Here is a 22,560-nt window from a genome sequence, read left to right on the forward strand (position 1 = left end):
TGGCAGTGAAAGTCGATCACGTCCATGAATCACGCCTCAGGTTTGTTTTGCCGCGAGCGGCCGGCCTGCCGCTTTCCAGCCGTCAATGCCGCCGCTCAGGAACCTGGCATCGACCCCTGCCGCACGCAGGCGCATGGTGGTGGATCGCCCGACTTCGTGCCCGTAAACGCAATAGACCATCACCGGCTTGTCTTTGGGCAATTGCGCCGACCAGTCGTTCACCTGGGCCGGGTCTCGCCACTGCGCACCTGGAATGAGCGAGTCCGCCTGGTCGAAGACCCCTGCCCGCCGGACATCCAGAACGTGGGCGCCGGCAAGGTCGTCCGCAGTGGCGGCGAACGGCTCGCTTGAAGCCTCCACCGCGGCCTGGTAGCGCTCGTACACGCGCGTCCAGTTGATGTTCTCCATGAAGGCGTCGACATACTGGCCGGCGGCCGCGCCGAAATCCAGGTGGTAGGCGTGCTCGTACATGTCGAGCGCCAGGATGGGGATGCCACCCGCCACCGCGTGCGTATGGTCCGCGGCCCACTGGTTCACAAGGGTTCCCTCGCGCGGCTGGAATACCAGCAGCACCCAGCCGGAGCCGCCGGCCAGGGCCTTGCCCATGGCGACGAACTCCTCGCGCCATCGTTCAACGCTGCCGAAGTTCGATTGCAGCGCGAGGATCGCCGCCGGTGTCAGCGGCTCGCCGGTGGCACCCAGGCAGTCGAAGTACAGCTCGTGCAACAGCATCGAGTTGGTGGCGATCAGTTCTTCCCGCTTGAGCCCATTCAGGTCGAAGCCGGCCGCAGCCGCGAAAGGCATCTCCCGTAACCGGCCGCGGATGGCATTCAGCCGTTTGACGGCACCGCTGTAGTTGTTCTGGTGGTGGCTGCGCAGCAATTTCTCCGATAGGCCGTTCATGCCGGCAGGATCGAAGGAGAGGTCGTGAATTTGAGCGTCCATGGGTGCACCTTTAAATAATGTTGCTGAGCCGCAGCGTCAGCCCGACGATGCCGGAGACCAGCACGACGGGAATGACACCAACCTTGAAGCGGAACAGCGCCACGGCGGCTGCTACTCCGATGACGGCTGAAGCCCACTCGAAGCGGCCCGAGAGGCCTTGCGGCCAGAGCACGTGGTAGGCAAAGAACACAGCGAGGTTCAGGATCACGCCCACCACGGCGGCTGTGATTCCAGTGAGCGGGGCCGTGAACTTCAGGTTGCCGTGCGTGGACTCGATGAAAGGCCCGCCGAGCAGGATGAAGAAGAACGACGGCAGAAAGGTGAAGAAGGTGACCACCGTCGCCGCGGCGGCACCGGCCAGGAACAGCGCCTCAGGGCCGAAAATGGCCTTGGTCCAGCCACCGACGAAGCCGACAAACGCGACGACCATGATCAGCGGGCCGGGCGTGGTCTCGCCGAGCGCCAGGCCGTCAATCATCTGGGGGGCGGTGAGCCATTGGTAGTTGTCCACCGCGCCCTGGTAGACGTAGGGCAGCACCGCATAGGCGCCGCCAAACGTCAGCAGCGCGGCCTTGGTGAAGAACCACGCCATCTGCGTGAGCACCGCGTCCCACCCGTATGCAGCCGTGAGAGCGCCGATGGCGGCTACCCACAAACTTAGGCAGACGACCAGCACTTGCCTGACGCGCTTCCAGGTGAAGAGCGCATGGGCGGGTGTGGGCGTGTGGTCATCGATGAGGGCCGGGCCGAACTGCTTGGCGGAAGCGCCGTGGCCGCCGGTCTTGAACTTGTCGGGTGCGTACTTCCCGCCGAAGTAGCCGATGGTGCCCGCCGCGAGCACGATCAACGGGAACGGTATGTTGAATGCAAAGATGGAGATAAACGCCGCGGCCGCGATGCCCCATAACCAGCCGTTTTTCAGGGCGCGGGAGCCGACCCGGTATGCGGCATGCACGACCAGTGCGGTGACCGCGGGCTTGATGCCGTAGAACAGGCCCGCGATGGCCGGAACGTGGCCGAAAGCCATGTAGACCCAGGACAGCGCAACCAGGATGAACAGCGACGGCAGGACAAACAGCCCGCCGGCGACAATGCCGCCCCACGTCCGGTGCATCAACCACCCGATGTAGGTCGCCAGCTGCTGCGCCTCCGGGCCGGGCAGCAGCATGCAGTAGTTCAGGGCGTGCAGGAAGCGGTTCTCGGAAATCCAGCGCCGGCGCTCCACGAGCTCCTCGTGCATGATGGCAATCTGCCCTGCGGGTCCGCCGAAGCTGATGAAGCCAAGCTTCAGCCAGAAGGAGAACGCTTCCCCGCGGGTGATGGATTCGGGCGCTGTCTGGTCGGCGATATGAGTGGTCATTTGGCGGCCTTCAGAGCAGCATGCAGGGTGTCAAAAAAAGCGAACGCCGCTTCAAGCAACTGGTCGTCGTCCCCGTGCTGCGCTTGCAAGCCACGAACGATCATTTCGATGCCCGGCGCTTCGTCGAGCGGAACGCCCCCGACGTCGATGTAGTGCACAAGCTGCCCGAGCCGCGCCAGGGCGGGCTTCTCGTCAAGGCCGAAACTCCTGGCGACCACCTCGAAGGTCACCAGCTCACCCACGTGCGTGAAAGCCGCTCCGTCGAAGTCGTAGCCGAGAGCCTGTTTAGGGCACTTCTTCGGATCCGCCAGCCAGATGAAGTTGGGGGACTTGTCGATGAAGCGGCGGACCAGCCAGGCTGTGGCCAGGCGGTCTACCCAGGGGCGCTTGCGGGTGGCCCAGGTGCGGCCCTGGTAGTCCTTGATGGAAAGCGCGGGGACAACAGCCCTTGTAGGCGACGGCTCGTCCGGCGAGAGGTGCAGTTCAATCTCACGCCGCAGAGCCGAGACTGCCTCGACACACCCTGCGCTCTCCTTGCCCGGGAAGAAATCGCTTGCCTGGACCTGCTGCAATTGCTGCTCAAGGCTGCGCAGTGTCTTATGAAGTTCCGCTTCGCTGGCCGACTTGATGCCCTTGCGGGCATCCTTCACGGCCTGCACGAGTTCTGCATAGTGCTCGGAGCGGTCGAACAGGGCGCGAAACGCCTGTTCCTGGGCGTCATCGCGCGCGCGCAATTCGAGCAAATAGGCGTCAGCGCCGGCGTCGGCAATCGTCTTGGCGAGCTCCCGGAGGGCAAGGGCGGAGGGCGCGGTGGCCGGAAGGACATAGACCCCCTCCCGAAGCGTTCCCGCACCTGTAGCCTTGAGTGCGCGCCACACCCGGACCCGCAGGCCACTCGGGGTGGTCGGCAGTGTTGCAGTAAGGACCAGCCAGTCGTTCATGAAGCAATCATCTCATGAAGTGATGACTGTTACAAGAGGAATCGTCGGATTTCTGCTGAAAACGTGCGGTTGACAGCTTTCGAACGCGTCGCAACATGCCCCAGCACGACTTGGGGGCGCGGGGGTGCCAGCTCAGAATTCCGGCCGACCCATTCGGAATTGCGGCTTATGCCTGCTTTTGGCCGAAGCCGTCGTCAGGGATCAGACAGCGCCAGCGCTACTCACGCTTGAACTTGAACACCGCGCGGCTGGCGCGGGCATTCGGCCAGAAGCGCACTTCGCGGCCGTCCTGCAGGCCGAAGGCCTCGAGGATCTCCAGCTGGTTCTGCAGCGCCAGCGCTTCGAAATCCTGCAGCGTGCCGACACGGATATTGGGCGTGTCGTACCACTGGTAAGGCAGCACCTTGGTCACCGGCATGCGGCCGCGCGCAACAGCCAGGCGATTCGGCCAGTGGCCGAAGTTCGGGAACACGACGACGCCGGCGCGGCCCACGCGCGCGGTTTCGCGCAGCATGGTTTCGGCGTTGCGCAGGTGCTGCAGGGTGTCTATCTGCAGTACCACGTCAAATGAACTGTCGCCGAACAGCGCCAGGCCTTCCTCAAGATTGAGCTGTATCACGTTGACGCCGCGCGCCACGCAGGCCTGAACGTTGGCGTCGTTGATCTCGACGCCGTAGCCCGAACATCCGCGCTCGCGGATCAGGTAATCCAGCATTTCGCCGGTGCCGCAGCCCAGGTCGAGCACGCGGGAGCCGGGCGGCACCAGGCGGGCGATGGACAGCAGGTCGGCCGAAGGCTGCACATTGAGGTCGACAGTCGTCGGGTTCATACAGCCACCTTGCTCTGGAAATAGGAACGCACCACACCGAGATAGCGGTCGTCCTCCAGCAAAAACGCATCATGGCCGTGCGGCGCGTCGATTTCGGCGTAGCTCACGTCGCGCTGGTTGTCGAGCAGCGCCTTGACGATCTCGCGGCTGCGCGCGGGGGAGAAGCGCCAGTCGGTGGTGAAGCTCACGAGCAGGAATTTGGCCTTCACGTGGGCCAGCGCCTGGGTCAGGCTGCCGCCGTAGCTACGGGCCGGATCGAAGTAGTCGAGCGCGCGCGTGATCAGCAGATAGGTATTGGCATCGAAGTACTCGCTGAATTTGTCGCCCTGGTAGCGCAGATAACTTTCGATTTCAAATTCGATGTCCTGCGTGGTGTATTTGTAGGGTGTGTCGGCATTCACGGTTTCGGCGACCGCCTGGCGCAGCTGGCGGCCGAATTTTTCGTTCATCACGTCGTCGCTCAAATAGGTGATGTGGCCGATCATGCGGGCGATGCGCAGGCCGCGTTTGGGCAGCACGCCGTGGCGATAGAAATGGCCGCCGTGGAAATCGGGGTCGGTCACGATGGCGCGCCGGGCCACTTCATTGAAAGCGATGTTCTCGGCCGTGAGGTTGGGCGCGCTGGCCACCACCACGGCGTGGCGCACGCGGTCCGGGTACTGCAGCGTCCAGGCCAGGGCCTGCATGCCGCCCAGGCTGCCGCCCATCACGGCGGCCAGGGTCTGTATGCCCAAGCGGTCCAGCAGGCGGGCTTGCGCGCTGACCCAGTCCTGCACCGTGACGACGGGGAAGTCGGCGCCGTAGAGTTCCTGCGTGTCGGGATTGGGCTGCATGGGGCCGGTGGTGCCGAAGCAGGAGCCCAGGTTGTTGACGCCGATCACGAAGAAGCGGTCGGTGTCGACCGGCTTGCCGGGACCGATCATGGTGTCCCACCAGCCTTCGGATTTGTCGATCGGCTGGCCCTGCGCATCGAGGTAGACGCCCGCCACATGGTGAGAGGCATTGAGCGCGTGGCAGATCAGCACGGCATTGGATTTGTCGGCGTTGAGTTCGCCGTAGGTTTCATAACTCAGGTCGTAGGCGCGTATCGACGCGCCGCTCTGCAGCGGCAGTGCCTCGACAAAATGCATGCTGAGCGGGGTGGCAATAAGTGTCAAAAAATCACCTGCAAAACAAAAAACCCGGCGTCGCTAAAGCGAGTCCGGGTTTCTGGAGGTCGTCTTTAGCTGTACTTTTTAAGCGCCCGCAAGCTGAGCAAATCGGCGCTGAGGGCCAGTATAGCAAGCCGGGGTCACATCAAGAGAGCGGCCAGGCCCAAGCCGGCAAAAATCAGCGCCGACACAATGTGCACGGCGCGCAGCGGCACCAGGCGCGTGACGCGTTCGCCCAGCCAGACGACCGGCGCGTTGGCCAGCATCATGCCCAGCGTTGTGCCTGCCACCACGCTGGCGATGGCGTCGTAGCGCGCGGCCAGCATCACGGTGGCGATCTGCGTCTTGTCGCCCATCTCTGCCAGGAAGAACACCAGCACAGTGGTGAAGAAGACGCCGTAGCGCGGCGGTTTTTCGTCCTCGTCCGCGTCCAGCTTGTCGGGCACCAGCATCCAGGCGGCCATGGCCAGAAACGAGGCGCCCAGGATCCAGCGCAGCATTTGGGGACTGATCAGCGTGGTCACCCAGGCGCCGGCGGCACCGGCCAGGGCATGGTTGGCCAGGGTGGCGACCAGGATGCCGGCAACGATGGGCCAGGGCTTTTTGAAGCGAGCCGCGAGGATGAGCGCGAGGAGTTGCGTCTTGTCGCCCATTTCGGCGAGGGCGACGATGCCCGTGGAGACGAGGAAAGCTTCCATTCAAAAAGACTCCGGCCGGACGAAACCCATGACTGCACGGCATCCCCGGCCTGAAGCGGAGGCTGTGCAGTCAAAGGTCTCGCGTGATCCGAAGACCGCTTGCGCCATGCCCAAAGAACCTGTTTTCAATCTATACGGGGCCGCGTTGGGGTGCAATCGGGATGAGTGGGCCGACCGGGAACGCCGCATGGGCTAATGCCCATGCAAGGGCCCGGGTGGCTCAATCGCCCGATTTCACCCCAACCCGGAGGGCAAGTGCCTTCTCGGGCGGTCTGCGGCGTTGCGGCGCTGGCCCATAGCGGTGCTATGGGCTGGCGCGCCGCGCCTTGCATCCCATCCCGAGAAGGCGCTTGCGCGGCCTCGTATAGATTGAAAACAGGTTCTAGAACAAGTCTGTTGACGCAAGCCCCTTTCAGGATTGAAAGGCTGGCTACTCCCCAATGACAACCTGCATTCTATCCTTAGTCTCCGAAGCTTCCCCTCGAATGCCTCCTCAACCCGCTCTGGCAGGCCATTTCGCACAGTTCCGGCGCATTTCTTGCTTGTATTTGGTGCGGCTCCTGAAATTCGCGGAATTACGCACCAATACATCACATTTCATCTGAAGAGGGACTTATGGAAGCACTAAAACAGGGCTCGGACGCCTTGTTCATCTTGCTGGGCGGCATCATGGTACTGGCCATGCATGCCGGTTTTGCCTTTCTGGAACTGGGCACGGTTCGCAAAAAGAACCAGGTCAATGCGCTGGTCAAGATCCTGGTGGACTTTTCTGTATCTACCGTGGTGTATTTTGTGGTGGGCTATGGCGTCGCTTACGGCACCCACTTCTTCGTCGGCGCGGAACAGCTGGCCGCCAAAAACGGCTACGAGCTGGTCAAGTTTTTCTTCCTGCTGACCTTTGCCGCGGCGATTCCAGCGATTATTTCCGGCGGCATCGCCGAGCGCGCGCGCTTTTATCCGCAGCTGATCGCCACGGCCGTCATCGTCGGGCTGGTCTATCCCTTCTTCGAGGGCATTGTCTGGAACCAGCACTTCGGCGTGCAGACCTGGATCAAGTCGCTGACCGGCGCGGAATTCCATGACTTCGCAGGGTCCATCGTGGTCCACGCGGTGGGCGGCTGGCTGGCGTTGCCGGCGGTGATTTTGCTGGGCGCGCGCAGCAACCGCTACCGCAAGGACGGCGCGGTATCGGCCCATCCGCCGTCGAACATTCCCTTCCTGGCGCTGGGCGCCTGGATCCTGACTGTGGGCTGGTTCGGCTTCAACGTGATGAGTGCGCAGACCATTGACAAGATCTCCGGCCTGGTCGCCGTCAACTCGCTGATGGCCATGGTGGGCGGCACGCTGGCGGCACTGGCCTTCGGCAAGAACGACCCCGGTTTTGTGCACAACGGCCCGCTGGCCGGGCTGGTGGCGGTGTGCGCCGGTTCGGACCTGATGCACCCGCTGGGCGCGCTGGTGACCGGTGGTGTGGCCGGTGCTGTGTTCGTGGTGATGTTCACGCTGACGCAGAACAAATGGAAGATCGACGACGTGCTGGGCGTCTGGCCGCTGCACGGTTTGTGCGGCCTGTGGGGCGGTATCGCGGCCGGCATTTTCGGCAGCCAGTCATTGGGCGGCCTGGGCGGTGTGAGTTTTGGCGCCCAGCTTATAGGCAGCGCGATGGGCGTGGGTTGGGCATTGCTGGCGGGTTTTGCCGTCTACGGCGCCCTCAAGGCGACGATGGGCTTACGCCTGAGCCAGGAAGAAGAGTTTGAAGGCGCCGACCTTTCGATCCACCGCATCGGCGCGACGCCGGACCGCGAAGTCAATTGGTAGCGGCCAGCGCCGCCTGCCGCTAGACTTCCGGCCATGCCTACTTTTGAAGAGCAGCTGGTCGAACACCGGCTCTACCTCCTTCGCTTTGCGCGCCTGCAACTGCGCAACGACGAATGGGCGGAAGACGCGGTGTCGGAGACCCTGCTCGCGGCGCTGTCCAAGCCCCAATCCTTCGGCAACCGCTCGCAACTCAAGACCTGGCTGGTCGGCATCCTCAAACACAAGGTCATAGACCTGATCCGCAGCAATGCCCGCCTGGTGGCCGTGCCCGATGCGCAGGCCGACGAGGAAGGCGACGAGCTTGACCGGCTGTCCTTCAAGGCCGACGGCCATTTCGCCGAAACGCCCAACGACTGGGGTAACCCCGACCAGACCCTGCAGCAGGTGCAGTTCTTCCAGGTGCTGGACGCCTGCATGGAGCGCCTGCCGCCGGCGCTGGGCCGGCTGTTCCTGATGCGCGAATGGCTGGAGCTTTCCTCACAAGAAGTCTGTAAGGAACTCTCGCTGACACCGACCAATCTTTATGTCCAGTTGCACCGGGCCCGCCTGCGCCTGCAGGAGTGCCTGAATATCCACTGGTTCGGCCAACCCGGCACCTGACGCTTTCCACCCCTGACGTGAAACCCAAGATCACCCTGTTACGACGCACCTGCCGGGAGGCCGCGGCCCTGCTGATTGCGCGCGAGGATCGCGCGCTCAGCCTGCCGGACCACGTCGCGCTCAAGCTGCACCTGATGGCCTGCGAGGCTTGCCCCCGATTCGAGAACCAGATTCTGACCCTGCGCGTCGCGATGAAGCGCTGGCGCCACTACACCGGCGCGGCCGAGCAGGCGGCGGCAGGCCGGGCCGCAGACAATTTACCGAAATAGCGCCTTGTTGCGCGGCCGACGGGGGCCGATGCCGCGCGTAAAAGAGAGCGCGCTACACAGACAAGAACAGCACTCTTCGTGAATGCAAATTTGTGTAACTATTTCCCTGAAGTTGGAACAAACTACGTGCGCAGCGTGCTCTCTTTCGGCTCTTTGTGGAGGTTCACACGCGGCGGTCCAAGGGTTTAACCCGGCCGTGCTTCGCAAGCCCAATAAACCAGCACGGCTCTGGTTTTTATGACATCGATTTTTTCAATGTAGGCACTAACTTAGCTCGTAAATCAGTTGCGGCTTGTTTTTTAAAAAGAATTTTCAGAAGTCAAGTCCGTTGGAGGTTGGCAAGGCATGGAAGTCTTTATGCTTCATTTTGGCTTGCCGTCGCCACTCGTTATGGACTCGCTTTGGCCGCAAAAACCCGGCTCCAGCTGGCACCACAAGAGGCCGGAGAGCCCCTGTTCATGCGGGCTGGCGCAGTCTAGGTAGTAACGCTAGAGGATTGTGTTTTATTTTCGTCGAGCATAATATGCCGGTGCGAATGCCAGCATTCGCACACGTTAGGTGATCGGTCAGTTTCGCGCGCTACAGCGGTACGTATCAAGATTTGTTGTGCTTTCGGGACCCCATCGCTTTTGTTTTTGTGTTTTAGAGGAGTCCCTTCATGGGCAACAAACTTTACGTCGGCAACCTGCCTTACTCGGTTCGCGACGAAGACCTGCAACAATCTTTTGGCCAATTCGGCGCTGTCACCAGCGCTAAAGTCATGATGGAACGCGACACGGGTCGCTCCAAGGGCTTTGGCTTTGTCGAAATGGGCAGCGATGCAGAAGCCCAGGCAGCCATCAACGGCATGAACGGCCAGCCTCTGGGCGGCCGTAGCGTCGTGGTGAACGAAGCCCGTCCGATGGAGGCACGTCCTCCCCGTACCGGCGGCTTCGGCGGCGGTGGTGGCGGCTACGGCGGTGGCGGCGATCGCTCCGGCGGTGGTGGCTACGGCGGCGGCGGTGGTGGTCGTTCCGGCGGCGGCAGCGACGGCGGTTTCCGCAGCCCTTACGGCGGCGGCGGTAGCGGCGGTGGCCGTTCAGGCGGCGGCGGTGGTGGTGGACGCGGCGGCTACTAAGCCCTGCTGAACCCGCTCTTCAGCCCCGGCTGAAAGAGCGCTAAAAAGGCTTCAAGACTTCGGTTTTGACGCCTTTTTGCTTTTCGGCCTGAGAAAAGCGCGGTCAGCGCTCATCCTGGCGATGCTTGCGCGCGCGCCCGGCCACGGCCTTGTCAAACAGCGCGTTGGGCAGCAGGCGCATCAGCTTGGCCACGATGCCCATTTGCCAGGGAATTACGCGATAACTGTGTCCCCCATGAATGGTCGCGAACGCCTTGTCGGCGAACGTGTCGACCTTCATCAGGAAGGGCATGGGGTAACGGTTTTCGCGGGTCAGCGGCGTATCGATATAGCCGGGGCAGATCGTCACCACTTTCACGCCGCTGGGGCGCAGCTCACCGCGCAGGCTTTCGCAATACGCGATGACCGCCGCCTTGCTGGCGCAATACGCGCCGTGGCCGGGCAGGCCGCGTATGCCGGCCACGCTGCCTATGCCCACCAGCGTACCGCTTCCACGCGCCGCCATGCCGGCCATGAAGGGATGGAAGGTAGCCGCCACGCCGACGTTGTTGGTCGCAAAGGTTTGCGCCATCACGTCCAGGTCAGATCGCACGGCGGTGTCCATGCCGACGCTGATGCCGGCGTTGGCGATCACGACATCGGGCACGCCTTGCGCGGCCACGCAGGCCAGGCCTGCCGCGACGATGCTGTCGGTGTCGGCCACATCGGCGCTGTAGACCTGGTAGCGGCCCGCGCCAAGGGCGTTGGCCTCTGCCCAGGCCTGGACCTCCGCCGTGCGGCGCGCGGCCAGCGCCAGCCGGTAGCCCGCTGAATAAAACCGCATGGCCAGTGCCTGGCCTATGCCGCTGGACGCTCCGGTGATGAATACGAGTCTGGACATAGGCGGCCGTTAAAAAAGCCGGCCGCTAAGGCGTGGCCGGTCTGGTGGAACTTGCCGGCGCCGATGGTGCCGTCGGCAAGGTCAAGCTGGGAAGGCCCGCAGCGCTCGCCGCGGAGCGGGGCACCAGGATGCCGTGGACGCGGCCCTTGAGGTCGGCCACCTGGTCCAGGTTGTCATACGCGAAAGTGTCACCGACAAACTGGTCGGTGCCGCGGATCAGCAACACGGGCTTGTGGGATTTCACGCGCTCGTCGTTCAGGAAAGCATGCAGGAACTCGCCGCGAAACTCCATGCGCGGCGTTTCCTTGCCGCTGGCATCCGTGCTGGCTTCCCTGACCACCCGCGCATTGCCGGCCAGCTGCACTTCCGAGCCGTCGCCGTTGGAATAAGCGCGGTTGGCCGTGGCGACGGTGATGCGGCCGTCGGGGCTGATGCTGCGGATCCTCGCCTGGTCGATCTCAAGAATGTCGGTGTCCGGGAAATGCCTGGCCTCGATGCCGTAGATCTCGCTCTTGAGCTGGCCGCCCTCGTCAAAAGTCTTGACGGTGAACTTGCGCATGAAATAGTCAATGTCGTGGCTGGCTTCGCGCACGGCTTCCGGCGTGCTGAAAATGGGCGTGTTGCGCACCAGCCAGTAGGTCCCCAGCGCCAGCGCGCCCATCATCAGCAGCGGCATATAGATGGCCATGCTGTCCCACACGCGCAGCAAGCTGCGCCAGGCCCTCCTGAGCGGCCGGAACGGGCCGCTGCGGCCCGCGCCTGAGTTCTGCGTCGCGGTCGTCATTGGCGGTATTCCTCAAGGAGCTCGGCGTAGCGCCCGCTTGCGACGAGCAACAGGTCGCAGAACTCGCGCGCCGCGCCCTGGCCACCCGGCACCCGCGTGACATGGTGGGCTTGCGCCAAGACTTCCGCGTGCGCATTGGACGGCGCGCAGCTCAAGGCTACGCGGGACATCACCGGCAGGTCCGGCCAGTCGTCGCCCATGGCGGCCGCCGCGGTCCAATCCAGGCCCAACGCCTGCAGTGTGGTTTCGGCCGCGGGTCGCTTGTCTTCAGTGCCGAAATACGCATGCGCAATGCCCAGCGCCTGCAGGCGGGCGCGCAGCACATGGCTGTCACGCCCGGTGATGATCACCGGGGTGATGCCGCAGCGCTGCAACAATTTCAGGCCGTGGCCGTCCAGCGTGTTGAAGCGTTTGATGATTTCACCAGCGGGGCGGTAGCCACCGCCGGGCTGGGCCAGCGGATGGCCGTCTGGGTACTCCGAGAAATACAGGCCGCCGTCGGTCAGCACGCCATCGACGTCAAAAAAAGCCACCTTGACCCCCTGCGCACGCAGCAGCAGTTCGGGAGCGAAGTTCAGGACAGGCGTGACAGCCATCAGATGACTTTCGCGCGCATCAGGTCGTTGGTGTTGAGCGCGCCGCACAGCACGCCGGCCTCGTCGACCACCAGCACGCTGGTGATGCGATGCTGCTCCATCAACGCGACCGCTTCAACCGCCAGCGAATCCGCCCGCACGGTGCGCGGGTCGGCATGCATCACGTCACCGGCCTTGCTGCTGCGCAGGTCCACGCCTTTTTCGATCAGGCGGCGCAAGTCGCCGTCGGTGAAAATGCCGAGCACGCGCCGCGCGCCGTCGACCACGGCGGAGGCCCCAAGGCCCTTGACGCTCATCTCGCGCATGAGGTCGGTGAAACTGGTGTCGGGCCGCACCTGCGGCACGTCGTCGCCGCTGCGCATCACGTCGCTGACGTGCGTCAGCAGCTTGCGGCCCAGCGCGCCGCCCGGGTGCGAGCGGGCAAAGTCCTCTTCCTTGAAGCCGCGCACGTCGAGCAGCGCCACGGCCAGCGCATCGCCCATGGCGAGCTGGGCGGTGGTGCTGGCCGTCGGCGCCAGGTTCAATGGGCAGGCTTCCAGCGCGACGCTGCTGTCGAGCGTGACGCGCGCGTAGCGCGCCAGCGCGGACTGGGCGCCGCCGGTGATGGCGATCATGGGCACGCCCTGGCGGCTCAGCACCGGCAGGATCACCGTGAGTTCCTCGCTTTCGCCGCTGTTGGAGATCGCCAGCACCACGTCCTGGCCGGTGATCATGCCCAGGTCGCCATGGCTGGCTTCGGCCGGATGCACAAACATGGCGGGGGTGCCGGTGGAGGCCAGCGTGGCCGCGATCTTGCGGCCTATGTGGCCGCTTTTGCCCATGCCCATGACCACCACGCGGCCCGGGCAGGCCAGTACCAATTCAACCGCCTGGGCAAATTCGCCGCCCAGGCGCTGCGCCAGACCCATCACGGCAGCGGCTTCTATCTCAAAGGTCTTGCGGGCCAGGTCCAGCACCTGCTCGGCGTCAATTTTCACGGGGTCCGGGTTCATGGCTGCATTCTATAGAGGCGCACAAAGGCCCATGCCGCCCGGACTTCCTCAGCTACCATCGGCGCATGAGCGCGCTTGAACTGACCCTGCTGTACCTGCTGGCCGCCGTGCTGGGCGTGGTCGCGTGCCGTTCGCTCAAGCTGCCGCCCATGCTGGGCTACCTGGCCGTCGGCGTGGTCATAGGCCCCAACGCGCTGGCGCTGGCGCAGAATTCCGACGGCGTGCGGCACCTCGGCGAGTTCGGCGTGGTGTTCCTGATGTTCGTGATAGGGCTCGAATTCAACCTGCCCAAGCTGCGCTCCATGCGGCGCCACGTGTTCGGCCTGGGACTGCTGCAGGTGGCGCTCACCATCGTGCTGGCCACGGTGGGCTCCTTGTTCCTCGCCAGCATGGCGCCCAGCCTCTGGACCATGGGCTGGCAGACCGCGCTGGCGCTGTCCGGCGCGATCGCCATGAGCAGCACCGCCATCGTCGTCAAGCTGCTGTCGGAGCGGCTCGAGCTGGAGTCCGAACACGGCAAGCGCATCATGGGCGTGCTGCTGTTCCAGGATCTGGCCGTGGTGCCGCTGCTGGTGCTGATTCCCGCCTTGGGCGCGCCCGCCGACGCGCTTCTCATGGCGCTGGCCATCGCCGGGCTCAAGGCTGCCGTCCTGGTGGGGCTGCTCCTGACGGGCGGGCAACGCGTCATGCGCTGGTGGCTCACCATCGTGGCGCGGCGCAAAAGCGAAGAGCTCTTCGTGCTCAACCTGCTGCTGGTCACGCTGGCGCTGGCCTGGCTGACAGAACGCGCCGGCCTGAGCCTGGCGCTGGGCGCTTTCATCGCCGGCATGCTGATTTCCGAAACCGAATACAAGCACCAGGTCGAGACCGACATCCGGCCCTTCCACGACGTCCTGCTGGGCCTGTTCTTCATCAGCATCGGCATGCTGCTCGACTGGCGCCTGGTGCTGGAGCGCTGGCCGCTGGTGCTGCTGCTGATGACGCTGCCCGTTGTCTTCAAGCTGGTGCTGGTCACCGCGCTGGCCCGCGCGCTGGGCGCCACCGCCGGCGTATCGCTGCGCACCGGCCTCTACCTGGCCCAGGCCGGCGAGTTCGGCTTCGTGCTGCTCACGCTGGCCCAGCAGAACCACCTGGTGCCGCCGGCCCTGCTGAACCCCATCCTGGCCAGCATGGTGCTGTCCATGCTGGCCACGCCTTTCATCATCATGTACAGCAACCGCATCGTGATGAAGCTGGTCTCCAGCGAATGGCTGCAGCAGTCGCTGCAGATGACCACCATCGCGCGCAAGTCCATCAACGCCAACAAGCACGTGATCATCTGCGGCTACGGCCGCTGCGGCCAGAACCTGGGCCACATGCTGGAACGCGAAGGCATCCAGTACATGGCACTGGACCTGGACCCCGACCGCGTGCGGCAGGCCGCCGCCGCCGGCGACTCCGTGGTGTTCGGCGACGCCGTGCGCCTGCAAGCCCTGATGGCCGCCGGCCTGGCGCGCGCCAGCGCGGTGGTCATCACCTACCTGGACACGGCCAGCGCCCTCAAGGTACTGGCCAACACGCGCGCCCATGCGCCCACGGTGCCGGTGATCGTGCGCACGGTGGACGACCACGACCTGGAAAAGCTGCAGGCGGCCGGCGCCACCGAAGTGGTGCCTGAAGCCATCGAGGGCAGCCTGATGCTCGCCAGCCACGCGCTCGCGCTGGTGGGCGTGCCCATGCGCCGTGTGATCCGCGTGGTGCAGGACCAGCGCGACGCGCGCTACAACCTGCTACGCGGCTACTTCCGCGGCGCCGACGACGACACGGTCAATGAGCTGGAGCAGGAGCGGCTGTCCACCGTGACCTTGCCGCTGGGAAACCGCTCCGCCGGCAAGCCCCTGGCCGCCCTGGCGCTGCAGGCGGTGGGCGTTCGTGTCGTCAGCCTGCGGCGCAACAACGGCAAGACGCTGCAGGCCGATGATGAAACCCGGCTGGAGGGCGGTGACACCCTGGTGCTGTCAGGGCGGTCCGCCGCGCTGGCGATCGCCGAAGAAAAACTGCTGAGAGGCTAGGCCGACCGCCATGGCAGGTATCGACTGGAATCGCGCATGGCTGACCGGGTCCCGCTGGCTGAAACAGGGTACCGGCCTGTTGTTTGCACGCCCTCTGCTGTGGCTCGGCCTGGCCCTGCTGGAAAGCCTGGCCACCGCCTGGCTGGGTTCCGGCGATGTGTTGAGCCTGGTGCTGTCTTTGCTCGTGCTTTCATTGTTCCTGTGCACCATCCTGCTGCTGGCCTGGCGCGTAGCTCTGCGGCCCAGCGTGCCGTTCACGGAACTGGCGCTGGGCTGGGCCGCATCGGCAGGCAGGATTTTTGGGGTCTCGCTGCCCCTCGCGGCCGCAGGCCTCGTACTGGTGGCCGGGTCTTACCTTGTGGGGCCTCTGTCCTTCCTTTTGTGGCCCGCCGCGTGGGTACCCTGCCTCTGGGTGTTCCTGCCGGCATTGCTGATCGACGGGCTCTCCGCGAAAAGCAGCCTGCACCTGGTCATGCAGACTTCGCCGCAGCGCTGGGCAAGCATTGCCGTGGCCGTCTTCAGCCTGCTGGCCCTTGCCGCCGCCGCACTCCTTGTGGCTTTTCTTTTGATGTCCCTGTTGAAGCTGCTGGGCGGCCAGCTTGCCGCCGCCGCGGGCGTGCTGTTGTTGCTGTTGCCCGCGGCCTTGTTGCTGGGGGTGCTGCCGGTGCTGTGCGCATTCGCGGCCAGCCGGGATACCGGCGTTTCCTGAAAGTGTTTGCCATGCCAAAACAGTCCGCGAGCGAGTACCTGCGAGACCACATCCGCACCGTGCCGGACTGGCCCGCGCCGGGGGTGCAGTTTCGCGACATCACGCCGCTGCTGCAAAACCCCAAGGTGTTCCGCGTCCTGATAGACGCTTTTGTGCACCGCTACATGGACCCGGCGCTGCGTCCCGACGTGGTGGCCGGGCTGGACGCTCGCGGCTTCATCCTGGGTGCCGTGGTGGCCTATGAGCTGAATGTCGGTTTTGTGCCTGTCCGCAAGAAAGGCAAGCTGCCCTTCACCACGGTGCAGGAAACCTACGAGCTGGAATACGGCAGTGCCACCGTGGAGCTGCACACCGACGCCGTGAAAGCCGGTGACAAGGTCCTGTTGATCGACGACCTGATCGCCACCGGCGGCACCATGATGGCCGGCAAAAAGCTGCTCGAGAAGCTGGGCGCCACCGTGACCGAAGGCGCGGCCATTGTGGATTTGCCCGAACTGGGCGGGTCGGCGAAGCTGCGGGCCGCGGGCCTGCCTTTGTTCACGCTGGTGGATTTCGCCGGGCATTGAACGCCGCCGGCGTCCGGCCGGCGCAGTGAGCGCCTAGATCAGGTCGCCGTACTGCGTGCTGCTGAGCGCCGGCGAAGCCGGCGATTCCGGCATCTCCGTGTCTTCGAAGCCGGTCAGCAATGCATAGGAACGCGGTCCGCTTTTGACCTTGACCCCGTCCTTGGCGTTGTTCTCGGGCGCGGCGGCGGCCGGCCCCTGGGCGGACGCGGCCTGCAGGGCCTGCTTGAACGCGGCCACTTCGTCGGCCTGGATGGGCTCGTAGCGCGGAGCGCCCGGCCTGGCGGACTTGACCACCGTATCGGCCGCGGCGGCCGCGGGGACTGCCGCGCTTTGTGGCGGCGCGTCCTGGGCAAGGGGCTTGGGTTTGACCACCACCGCTGTTTCATCGATGCGCCAGTACACCGCCGGCACCGTGATTTCGAACCGCGCCCTGGCATTCTGGATGATCAGCGTTTCAATCTCACCGAGCTGCTCCGTGGGGCGGCCGAAGGCTTTGGCAAGGTCCATCATGACCAGGAACTCGTTGCCGCGCTGGTCCAGCGAGAGCACCTTGAATTTATAGCTGGCGGACAGCACGCCGGAGCGTGTCATGGATTCGCGAATCGCGATATACAACTGTTCGCGGCGGGCATGGCGCTTGAGCTTGGTGCCGTCACCGGGCATGACAGGTTCGACAGGGAGCCGGCCCGGGATGGAGGGAGGTGACTTGTCACGCCCGGCGGAGGCGCGCTTGTGCTCCTCCGCGGAAGAAGATTTGGCTTGCTGCGGCTTGCTGGAAAACCAGTGTAGAAAAGACATGTTCGGCGTTCTTGTAATGAAACTGCATTTTCCGTCAAGGCGGGGCGCCAAGTCTGTAAGCAATGCCCACAAATCCGGAACGCTGTTGTTTGGCGGTTGATTAAGGATGACTTTATCGAATCGCCCGCAGCACCGCACGGTAAAAAATCACGCGCGTTGCCGGTTTGCCATTTGGTCGACGAAACCTTTAGTTTTCAAGAAGCCGTCTTCTGATAACTGCTGTGCGAGCTATGAATGCGCCCGCATTTCGCCTCAGGTCACCGCGACGCGCTTGGGACGGTTGTACAGGCGCTTGGCCATCACCGAACCCATGGCCATGGTCAGCTCCAGTGCGATGGGGCTGTGGCGGTTGGCCAATTCCAGGAAGCGCATAGGAGTCAGGCACCAGAGCTTGCAGGGGGTGGAAGCATGCACCGTGGCGCTACGCGGCATGTGCGAGAAAAACGCGCCTTCGCCGAGCACCGTGCCGGCGCCGACCAGCGCCATGCGCACACGCGCTTTTTCATCCTCGTAATGAACACTCAAGGTGCCGCTTTCGACAAAGTACAGCGTGCGGTCCAGCGCGCCTTGCTCCATCAACACCTGGCCGCTGTTCAGCGCAAAGGGCTGCAGGTAGCTGGCCAGGATGTCCCAGTGCGGCTGGTTGAATTGGCACCGCAAGGCATCGCTGGCGTGGCAATGCAGGATGGCCTGGGCAAGGCCCTGGATGTCAAAACGGATGGCGGCGGGGAGTGGAGCGTTCATAGTGCAACGGAAGATACCTTCGCATTACAAGCGCAGCAAGGGCCACTAACGCCCGCTTACACCTGATACAGGAGGGTCTGATTTTGTAATTTCCCCTCGAGAGAAGGCCATTTTTGACCATTACCGAGGGTCTGTGACCGCTGGTCCGTGCACGGCACCCGCCTGTCGCCGGTTCATTACTTTCCGATGCAGAATCTCGAGAAAATTTCGCCCAGAAGGTCGTCCGGCGTGAACGTGCCGGTGATTTCGCCGAGATGCATTTGGGCCTGCCGCAAATCCTCGGCGAGCAAATCCAGCGCCGGTTGCACGGCATGAAGTTGTGCGCCGGCTTTCACGAGTTGCTCTTGCACCTGGTTCAAAGCACGCACATGGCGCTCACGGGCCATGAACACGCCTTCAGGCACCGCCTGCCAGCCCGCGACCTCCAGCAGCCGGCGGCGCAGGTCCTGCAGGCCGGCGCCGGTTTTGGCGGAGATCAACACTCCGCCGCTGATCGTGCCCAGCAGCTCCGCGCCCGCCGCATCGGACTTGTTCCAGACATCAATGATGGGTGTGTTGCGCGGCAATTCGCGGCCCAGCACCTGCGCGATGTGCGCGTCGGCGGCCAGGTAATCAGCGGTGTGCCGGGTCAGGTCATGCAGGAAGAGCACGGCGTCGGCGCTGGCGATTTCAGCCCACGCGCGTTCCACGCCGATTTTTTCCACTTCATCAAGCGCCTCGCGCAGGCCGGCGGTGTCCACCACGTGTAGCGGCACGCCTTCGATCTGGATCAGCTGCGACACCTTGTCGCGCGTGGTGCCGGCAATCGGCGTGACGATGGCGAGCTCGGCGCCGGCCAGTGCGTTGAGCAGCGAGCTCTTGCCCGCATTGGGCTGGCCCGCGATCACGACCTTGATGCCCTCGCGCAGCAGCGCGCCCTGCACGGCACGCTGCATCACGCCGGCCAGCGTCGTTTGCAGGCGCTCAAGCTGGCCCTGCGCGTCGGCCTTCTGCAGGAAGTCGATGTCTTCCTCGGGAAAGTCCAGCGTGGCTTCGACCAGCATGCGCAAATGGATCAGCTGCTCGAGCAGCGTGTTGACCGCCAGCGAAAACTCGCCCGACATCGAACGCGCCGCCGAGCGCGCCGCGGTTTCGGTGCTCGCGTCTATGAGGTCGGCGATCGCCTCGGCTTGCGCCAGGTCTATCTTGTCGTTGAGGAAGGCGCGTTCGGTGAATTCGCCGGGTTGCGCCACACGCAGCCGCGGCACCGCCGCCTGGCCTGTCACCGGGTCCGGCACCGCGCCGGCTTCGAGGCAGCGCGCCAGCAGCAGCTGCAGCACCACGGAGCCGCCATGCGCCTGCAACTCCAGCACATCTTCGCCGGTATAGGAATGCGGCGCCGGGAAATGCAGGGCCAGCCCCTGGTCTATGGCCGCACCGTGCGCGTCCCGGAAGGGCAGGTAGCTTGCCTGGCGCGGCTGCAGCGCGCGGCCGCAAATCGCTTCAATGACGGGCGCGATGTGTTTGCCCGACACACGCACGATGCCCACGGCCCCGCGGCCCGGCGCGGTGGCAATGGCAACAATGGGGTCGTGGTGTCGGGCCAGCATGGTGGTAGAGGTAGATATTAAGGGGCAAACGCCCGGCGGGGCCGCCTGAGGGCAGGGCCCGCCCCCCAGGCGATTTCCCAAGAAAAAGGGCCGCGAAGCGGCCCGATTTTTTTATTCCCTGTCCGCCTTACCTGAATTTAGGCAGGTTGAACTGTGGCGGCACGCCCATGCGGGTGTTGATGACCCACTGCTGCGCGATCGACAGGATGTTGTTGGTGATCCAGTACAGCACCAGGCCGGCCGGGAAGAAGAAGAACATCACGCTGAAGATCAGCGGCATGAACCACATCAGCTTGGCCTGCATCGGGTCCGGCGGCGCGGGGTTGAGCGCCGTCTGCAGCATGGTCGTGAGCGTCATCACAACGGGCAGGATAAAGAAAGGATCGGGCGCTGAAAGGTCGTGGATCCACAGGATCCAGGGCGCGTTGCGCATCTCGACGCTGGACAGCAGCACCCAGTACAGCGCAATGAACACCGGGATCTGGATCATGATCGGGAAGCAGCCGCCCATGGGGTTGACCTTTTCCTCACGGTAGATTTTCATCATCGCCTGCTGCATTTCCTGCGGCTTGTCTTTCAGGCGTTCGCGCATTTCCATGATCTTGGGATTGATGGCCTTCATCTTGGCCATGCTGGCGTAAGCCTTGGCATTGAGCCAGTAGAAAGCGACCTTCAGCAGCAGCACCAGCGCCACGATGGACCAGCCCCAGTTGTGGATAAAGCCATGCAGCTTGTCGAGCAGCCAATACAAGGGCTTGGCCAGGATGGTGAGCCAGCCGTAGTCCTTGACCAGCTCCAGGCCGGGGGAAATGGCTTCCAGGGTTTTTTCTTCCTGCGGACCGACGAAGAACTTCGAATCAATGGTCTTGGTCGTACCGGGGGCGATCACGTCCAGCGGCGTGATCATGCCGACGGCGTAGAGGTTGGTGTCGACCTTGCGGAAAAACAGGTCGCGCTTGACGCCGTCGCCCAGAATCCAGGCCGAGGCAAAGTAATGCTGCACCATGGCGGCGTAGCCGTTGCTGGCCTGTTTCTCGACGTCGACCTTGTTGTTTTCAATGTCCTTGAACTCGACCTTCTGGTACTTCTTGGCATCGGTGTATATCGCCGGGCCGGTGAAGGTGGAATAGAAGGAGGACTCTCCGGGCGGCTTGTTGCCGTCGCGCACGAGCTGCAGGTACAGCTGCGGCGAAACAGCCGCCGTGCCGGTGTTGACGATGTCGTGGCGCACCGCGATGTCGTAGGCGCCGCGTTTGAGCGTATAGGTCTTGACCAGCTTGACGCCGCCGACGTCGGCCGACTCGAACTTGACTTCGAGCTCGTTCAGGCCTTCCTTGAGCGAACGCTCACCGGGGACGACCTTCATCAGGGTCTTGTGCGTGGGAAGGCTGCCGCTGCCGATCAGGCCGGTCTGCGCCACGTAAACGCGGTTGGCGCTTTCATCCAGCAGCACAAAACCCTGGTCCTTGTGCGTCTGGTCTTTGTATTTGGCAAAGGCCGAGTGCACCAGGGTGCCGCCTTCGCTGTCAAAGGTCAGCGCGAGCACGTCGGTGCTCACCACCACACGCTCTTTGGTCGCCGCGGGCGCGGTGCTCGGGGCGCCTGCGGGCACGGCGCCGGGCGTGGCCGGAGCCGCATTCGAAGAAGCCTGGGGCGCGGGCACCGAAGATGCCGAGGCGCCGGCAGCCGGTGCGGAGGCGCCCACGGCGGGGGCCTTGGCGGACTGCGTGCTCGAGGGGAAGAAGGTCGCCTTGTGGCCGTTGAAAACCTGCCACTGGTCCCACAGAAGGACCATGGAGAAACCAAAAATCACCCACAAGATGGTGCGGCGGATGTCGTTCATGACGGCGTCTTTTTAGAAGGGGTAGGGGCCACGGGTGTGGCCAGGCGGGAAAAGAGAGAGAAAGGACGCGCCGCTGAGGCGGCCGGCGGCACCGGATCGTGCCCGCCTTCACACCAGGGGTGGCAACGGGCCAGGCGATGCAAGGTGAGGTAGCTGCCGACGGCAGCGCCGTGCTGCTGCAGCGCCTCAAGGGAATAGGCGGAACAGGTGGGCTCGAAGCGGCAGGCCGAGCCCAGCCAGGGGCTGAGCAGCAGGCGATAGCCTTTGACCAGGCCGATCAACAGCGTTTGCGGCAGGCGGACGGCGGCGGCCAGCACGGGATTCATGGCGCTTTGGCCCCCGCCTGCATCAAGGCCTGGACTTCGGCGCGCACGGCCTGCTTGAGCGGCTCGGAAGTGGCGCTGATGAATTCTTTGCGCGAAAAATCACGCCGCAAGCGGACCACATACGCGGCCTGGGGATACTGATGCGAAAAATCAGCGCTCACGGTGTAGATCTGGCGTTTGATGGCGTTGCGCGTGACAGCCCGTTTGGCCCAGCGTTTGGGAACCATCGCCCCGAGCCAGACGTCCTGGACGGGGAACAGCGACCTTGCCGCGGGGACATCAACAAGGCTGCCGGATTCGGCTTGCACGGGCTGGGCATCGAGCGCATTGCGGTGCAATGCGAAATGCACTGTTTTTGCAACGATGGCGCCGGCAAGGACTGCCTGGAACTGGGAACGGGTTTGAAGCCGCTGCACGAGCGCCAGGCGTCAGTTCGAAAAACTGCGGATGGCCAGCAAAAACGACAGGCTTAGACAGCCAGGCGTTTGCGGCCTTTGGCGCGGCGTGCAGCGATCACTGCGCGGCCGCCGCGCGTTTTCATGCGCGTCAGGAAGCCGTGCGTACGGGCGCGTTTGACTTTGGAAGGTTGGTATGTGCGTTTCATGATGAGTCCTGGTCCTGTTTGCTTGTCAGCCTATTAGCTTGTTAGCCGGTCAGCTGCAAAGCTTCCCCCTGGGCGATTCGAATGATCTTGGTGGCCGTACAACACAACCAACTCTGCAAGTCTGCAAACAGGTATCAAACCCGCTGCGAATCAGGGAAACCCATGATTATCGCAGATTTCCCAACGCTGGCAACAAGTTAGCCCGCTCATTGGGGGTAAAGGCTGAGAAGCCCCTGGCCGGTCCGCCGGGCGCCGCCGGAGCCGGCCGAACCCCCGCTGGGGGAGCCCGAAATAGGTTGAAACCCGAAGCAATTATTTTGTGGATAACTCCCCGTCCGGACTACAATTGC

The 22,560-nt window shown here is 63.9% G+C and carries 24 protein-coding genes; 7 read left to right on the forward strand and 17 right to left on the reverse strand.

The annotated features are described in order from the left end of the window. Positions 1-36: 36 nt before the first annotated feature. The 6 genes from AC1D1F_RS15320 to AC1D1F_RS15345 form a co-directional block, all read right to left on the reverse strand. The gene (locus AC1D1F_RS15320; protein ID WP_477677941.1) at positions 37-945 is read right to left on the reverse strand and encodes a Fe-Mn family superoxide dismutase; all 909 of its coding nucleotides are present in this window, start codon (positions 943-945) and stop codon (positions 37-39) included. Positions 946-955: 10 nt separating this feature from the next. Then, on the reverse strand, positions 956-2,305 hold the full coding sequence (gene chrA, locus AC1D1F_RS15325; RefSeq protein ID WP_477677942.1) for a chromate efflux transporter: 1,350 nt from the start codon (positions 2,303-2,305) through the stop codon (positions 956-958). Beyond that, a complete protein-coding gene (locus AC1D1F_RS15330; RefSeq protein WP_477677943.1) occupies positions 2,302-3,246 on the reverse strand; it encodes a chromate resistance protein ChrB domain-containing protein in 945 nt (314 codons plus the stop codon). Before AC1D1F_RS15330 ends, chrA begins: the two co-directional genes overlap by 4 nt. Before the next feature lie 217 nt (positions 3,247-3,463). Beyond that, the gene (metW, locus tag AC1D1F_RS15335) at positions 3,464-4,075 is read right to left on the reverse strand and encodes a methionine biosynthesis protein MetW (protein WP_477677944.1); all 612 of its coding nucleotides are present in this window, start codon (positions 4,073-4,075) and stop codon (positions 3,464-3,466) included. Then, entirely contained in the window at positions 4,072-5,232 is a 1,161-nt protein-coding gene (metX, locus tag AC1D1F_RS15340; RefSeq protein WP_477700767.1) for a homoserine O-succinyltransferase MetX, read from the reverse strand. The genes metW and metX overlap by 4 nt, the downstream gene beginning before the upstream one ends. Before the next feature lie 134 nt (positions 5,233-5,366). After that, complete coding sequence (locus AC1D1F_RS15345; RefSeq protein WP_477679277.1) at positions 5,367-5,924, reverse strand: TMEM165/GDT1 family protein; 558 nt, start codon at positions 5,922-5,924, stop codon at positions 5,367-5,369. Positions 5,925-6,539: 615 nt separating this feature from the next. Here AC1D1F_RS15345 and AC1D1F_RS15350 point away from each other — a divergent pair. The 4 genes from AC1D1F_RS15350 (at position 6,540) to AC1D1F_RS15365 (ending at position 9,728) form a co-directional block, all read left to right on the forward strand. Further along, positions 6,540-7,742 carry an ammonium transporter gene (locus AC1D1F_RS15350; RefSeq protein ID WP_477679031.1) on the forward strand — a complete coding sequence of 401 codons (1,203 nt, stop codon included), beginning with the start codon at positions 6,540-6,542 and terminating at the stop codon, positions 7,740-7,742. A 33-nt stretch (positions 7,743-7,775) separates the two neighbouring features. Then, positions 7,776-8,342: a sigma-70 family RNA polymerase sigma factor gene (locus AC1D1F_RS15355; protein WP_477679030.1), complete on the forward strand. Its 567-nt coding sequence runs from the start codon at positions 7,776-7,778 to the stop codon at positions 8,340-8,342. Positions 8,343-8,359: 17 nt separating this feature from the next. After that, entirely contained in the window at positions 8,360-8,611 is a 252-nt protein-coding gene (locus AC1D1F_RS15360; RefSeq protein WP_477679029.1) for a zf-HC2 domain-containing protein, read from the forward strand. Between the two features lie 658 nt (positions 8,612-9,269). Continuing rightward, positions 9,270-9,728 carry an RNA recognition motif domain-containing protein gene (locus tag AC1D1F_RS15365; RefSeq protein ID WP_477697219.1) on the forward strand — a complete coding sequence of 153 codons (459 nt, stop codon included), beginning with the start codon at positions 9,270-9,272 and terminating at the stop codon, positions 9,726-9,728. 103 nt (positions 9,729-9,831) lie between these two features. Here AC1D1F_RS15365 and AC1D1F_RS15370 read toward each other — a convergent pair whose 3' ends face one another. The 4 genes from AC1D1F_RS15370 to AC1D1F_RS15385 are packed head-to-tail and all read right to left on the reverse strand — an operon-like array spanning position 9,832 to position 12,980. Next, positions 9,832-10,608, reverse strand: a complete 777-nt coding sequence (locus AC1D1F_RS15370) for an SDR family oxidoreductase (RefSeq protein WP_477697215.1) — start codon at positions 10,606-10,608, stop codon at positions 9,832-9,834. A 25-nt stretch (positions 10,609-10,633) separates the two neighbouring features. Next, positions 10,634-11,392: an LPS export ABC transporter periplasmic protein LptC gene (lptC, locus tag AC1D1F_RS15375; protein WP_477679104.1), complete on the reverse strand. Its 759-nt coding sequence runs from the start codon at positions 11,390-11,392 to the stop codon at positions 10,634-10,636. Then, entirely contained in the window at positions 11,389-11,988 is a 600-nt protein-coding gene (locus AC1D1F_RS15380) for a KdsC family phosphatase (protein WP_477679103.1), read from the reverse strand. The genes lptC and AC1D1F_RS15380 overlap by 4 nt, the downstream gene beginning before the upstream one ends. After that, positions 11,988-12,980: a KpsF/GutQ family sugar-phosphate isomerase gene (locus AC1D1F_RS15385; protein WP_477697216.1), complete on the reverse strand. Its 993-nt coding sequence runs from the start codon at positions 12,978-12,980 to the stop codon at positions 11,988-11,990. Before AC1D1F_RS15385 ends, AC1D1F_RS15380 begins: the two co-directional genes overlap by 1 nt. A 65-nt stretch (positions 12,981-13,045) precedes the next feature. Here AC1D1F_RS15385 and AC1D1F_RS15390 point away from each other — a divergent pair, with 65 nt between their 5' ends. From AC1D1F_RS15390 to AC1D1F_RS15400, 3 genes are read left to right on the forward strand one after another with little or no spacing between them, the layout of a single operon-like run. Further along, a complete protein-coding gene (locus tag AC1D1F_RS15390; protein WP_477678779.1) occupies positions 13,046-15,031 on the forward strand; it encodes a monovalent cation:proton antiporter family protein in 1,986 nt (661 codons plus the stop codon). A gap of 10 nt (positions 15,032-15,041) precedes the next feature. Next, the gene (locus tag AC1D1F_RS15395) at positions 15,042-15,740 is read left to right on the forward strand and encodes a hypothetical protein (protein WP_477697217.1); all 699 of its coding nucleotides are present in this window, start codon (positions 15,042-15,044) and stop codon (positions 15,738-15,740) included. Between the two features lie 11 nt (positions 15,741-15,751). Then, on the forward strand, positions 15,752-16,306 hold the full coding sequence (locus AC1D1F_RS15400) for an adenine phosphoribosyltransferase (protein ID WP_477678777.1): 555 nt from the start codon (positions 15,752-15,754) through the stop codon (positions 16,304-16,306). A gap of 33 nt (positions 16,307-16,339) precedes the next feature. Here AC1D1F_RS15400 and AC1D1F_RS15405 read toward each other — a convergent pair whose 3' ends face one another. From AC1D1F_RS15405 to rpmH, 7 genes are all read right to left on the reverse strand, one after another. Further along, positions 16,340-17,104: a hypothetical protein gene (locus tag AC1D1F_RS15405; protein ID WP_477678776.1), complete on the reverse strand. Its 765-nt coding sequence runs from the start codon at positions 17,102-17,104 to the stop codon at positions 16,340-16,342. A 252-nt stretch (positions 17,105-17,356) separates the two neighbouring features. Next, positions 17,357-17,848 carry a Crp/Fnr family transcriptional regulator gene (locus AC1D1F_RS15410; protein ID WP_007862691.1) on the reverse strand — a complete coding sequence of 164 codons (492 nt, stop codon included), beginning with the start codon at positions 17,846-17,848 and terminating at the stop codon, positions 17,357-17,359. Positions 17,849-18,024: 176 nt separating this feature from the next. Then, a complete protein-coding gene (gene mnmE / locus AC1D1F_RS15415; protein WP_477697218.1) occupies positions 18,025-19,437 on the reverse strand; it encodes a tRNA uridine-5-carboxymethylaminomethyl(34) synthesis GTPase MnmE in 1,413 nt (470 codons plus the stop codon). 127 nt (positions 19,438-19,564) lie between these two features. Next, positions 19,565-21,280 (reverse strand): membrane protein insertase YidC, encoded by a 1,716-nt coding sequence (gene yidC / locus AC1D1F_RS15420; protein ID WP_477677695.1) that lies wholly within the window; start codon positions 21,278-21,280, stop codon positions 19,565-19,567. Continuing rightward, a complete protein-coding gene (yidD, locus tag AC1D1F_RS15425) occupies positions 21,277-21,606 on the reverse strand; it encodes a membrane protein insertion efficiency factor YidD (protein WP_477677694.1) in 330 nt (109 codons plus the stop codon). The genes yidC and yidD overlap by 4 nt, the downstream gene beginning before the upstream one ends. Beyond that, positions 21,603-22,022, reverse strand: a complete 420-nt coding sequence (locus AC1D1F_RS15430) for a ribonuclease P protein component (RefSeq protein WP_477677693.1) — start codon at positions 22,020-22,022, stop codon at positions 21,603-21,605. Before AC1D1F_RS15430 ends, yidD begins: the two co-directional genes overlap by 4 nt. A gap of 53 nt (positions 22,023-22,075) precedes the next feature. Then, positions 22,076-22,210 (reverse strand): 50S ribosomal protein L34, encoded by a 135-nt coding sequence (rpmH, locus tag AC1D1F_RS15435; RefSeq protein ID WP_007862708.1) that lies wholly within the window; start codon positions 22,208-22,210, stop codon positions 22,076-22,078. Between the last annotated feature and the right edge of the window lie 350 nt (positions 22,211-22,560).

The organism is Polaromonas sp. P1_H6, assembly GCF_056405195.1.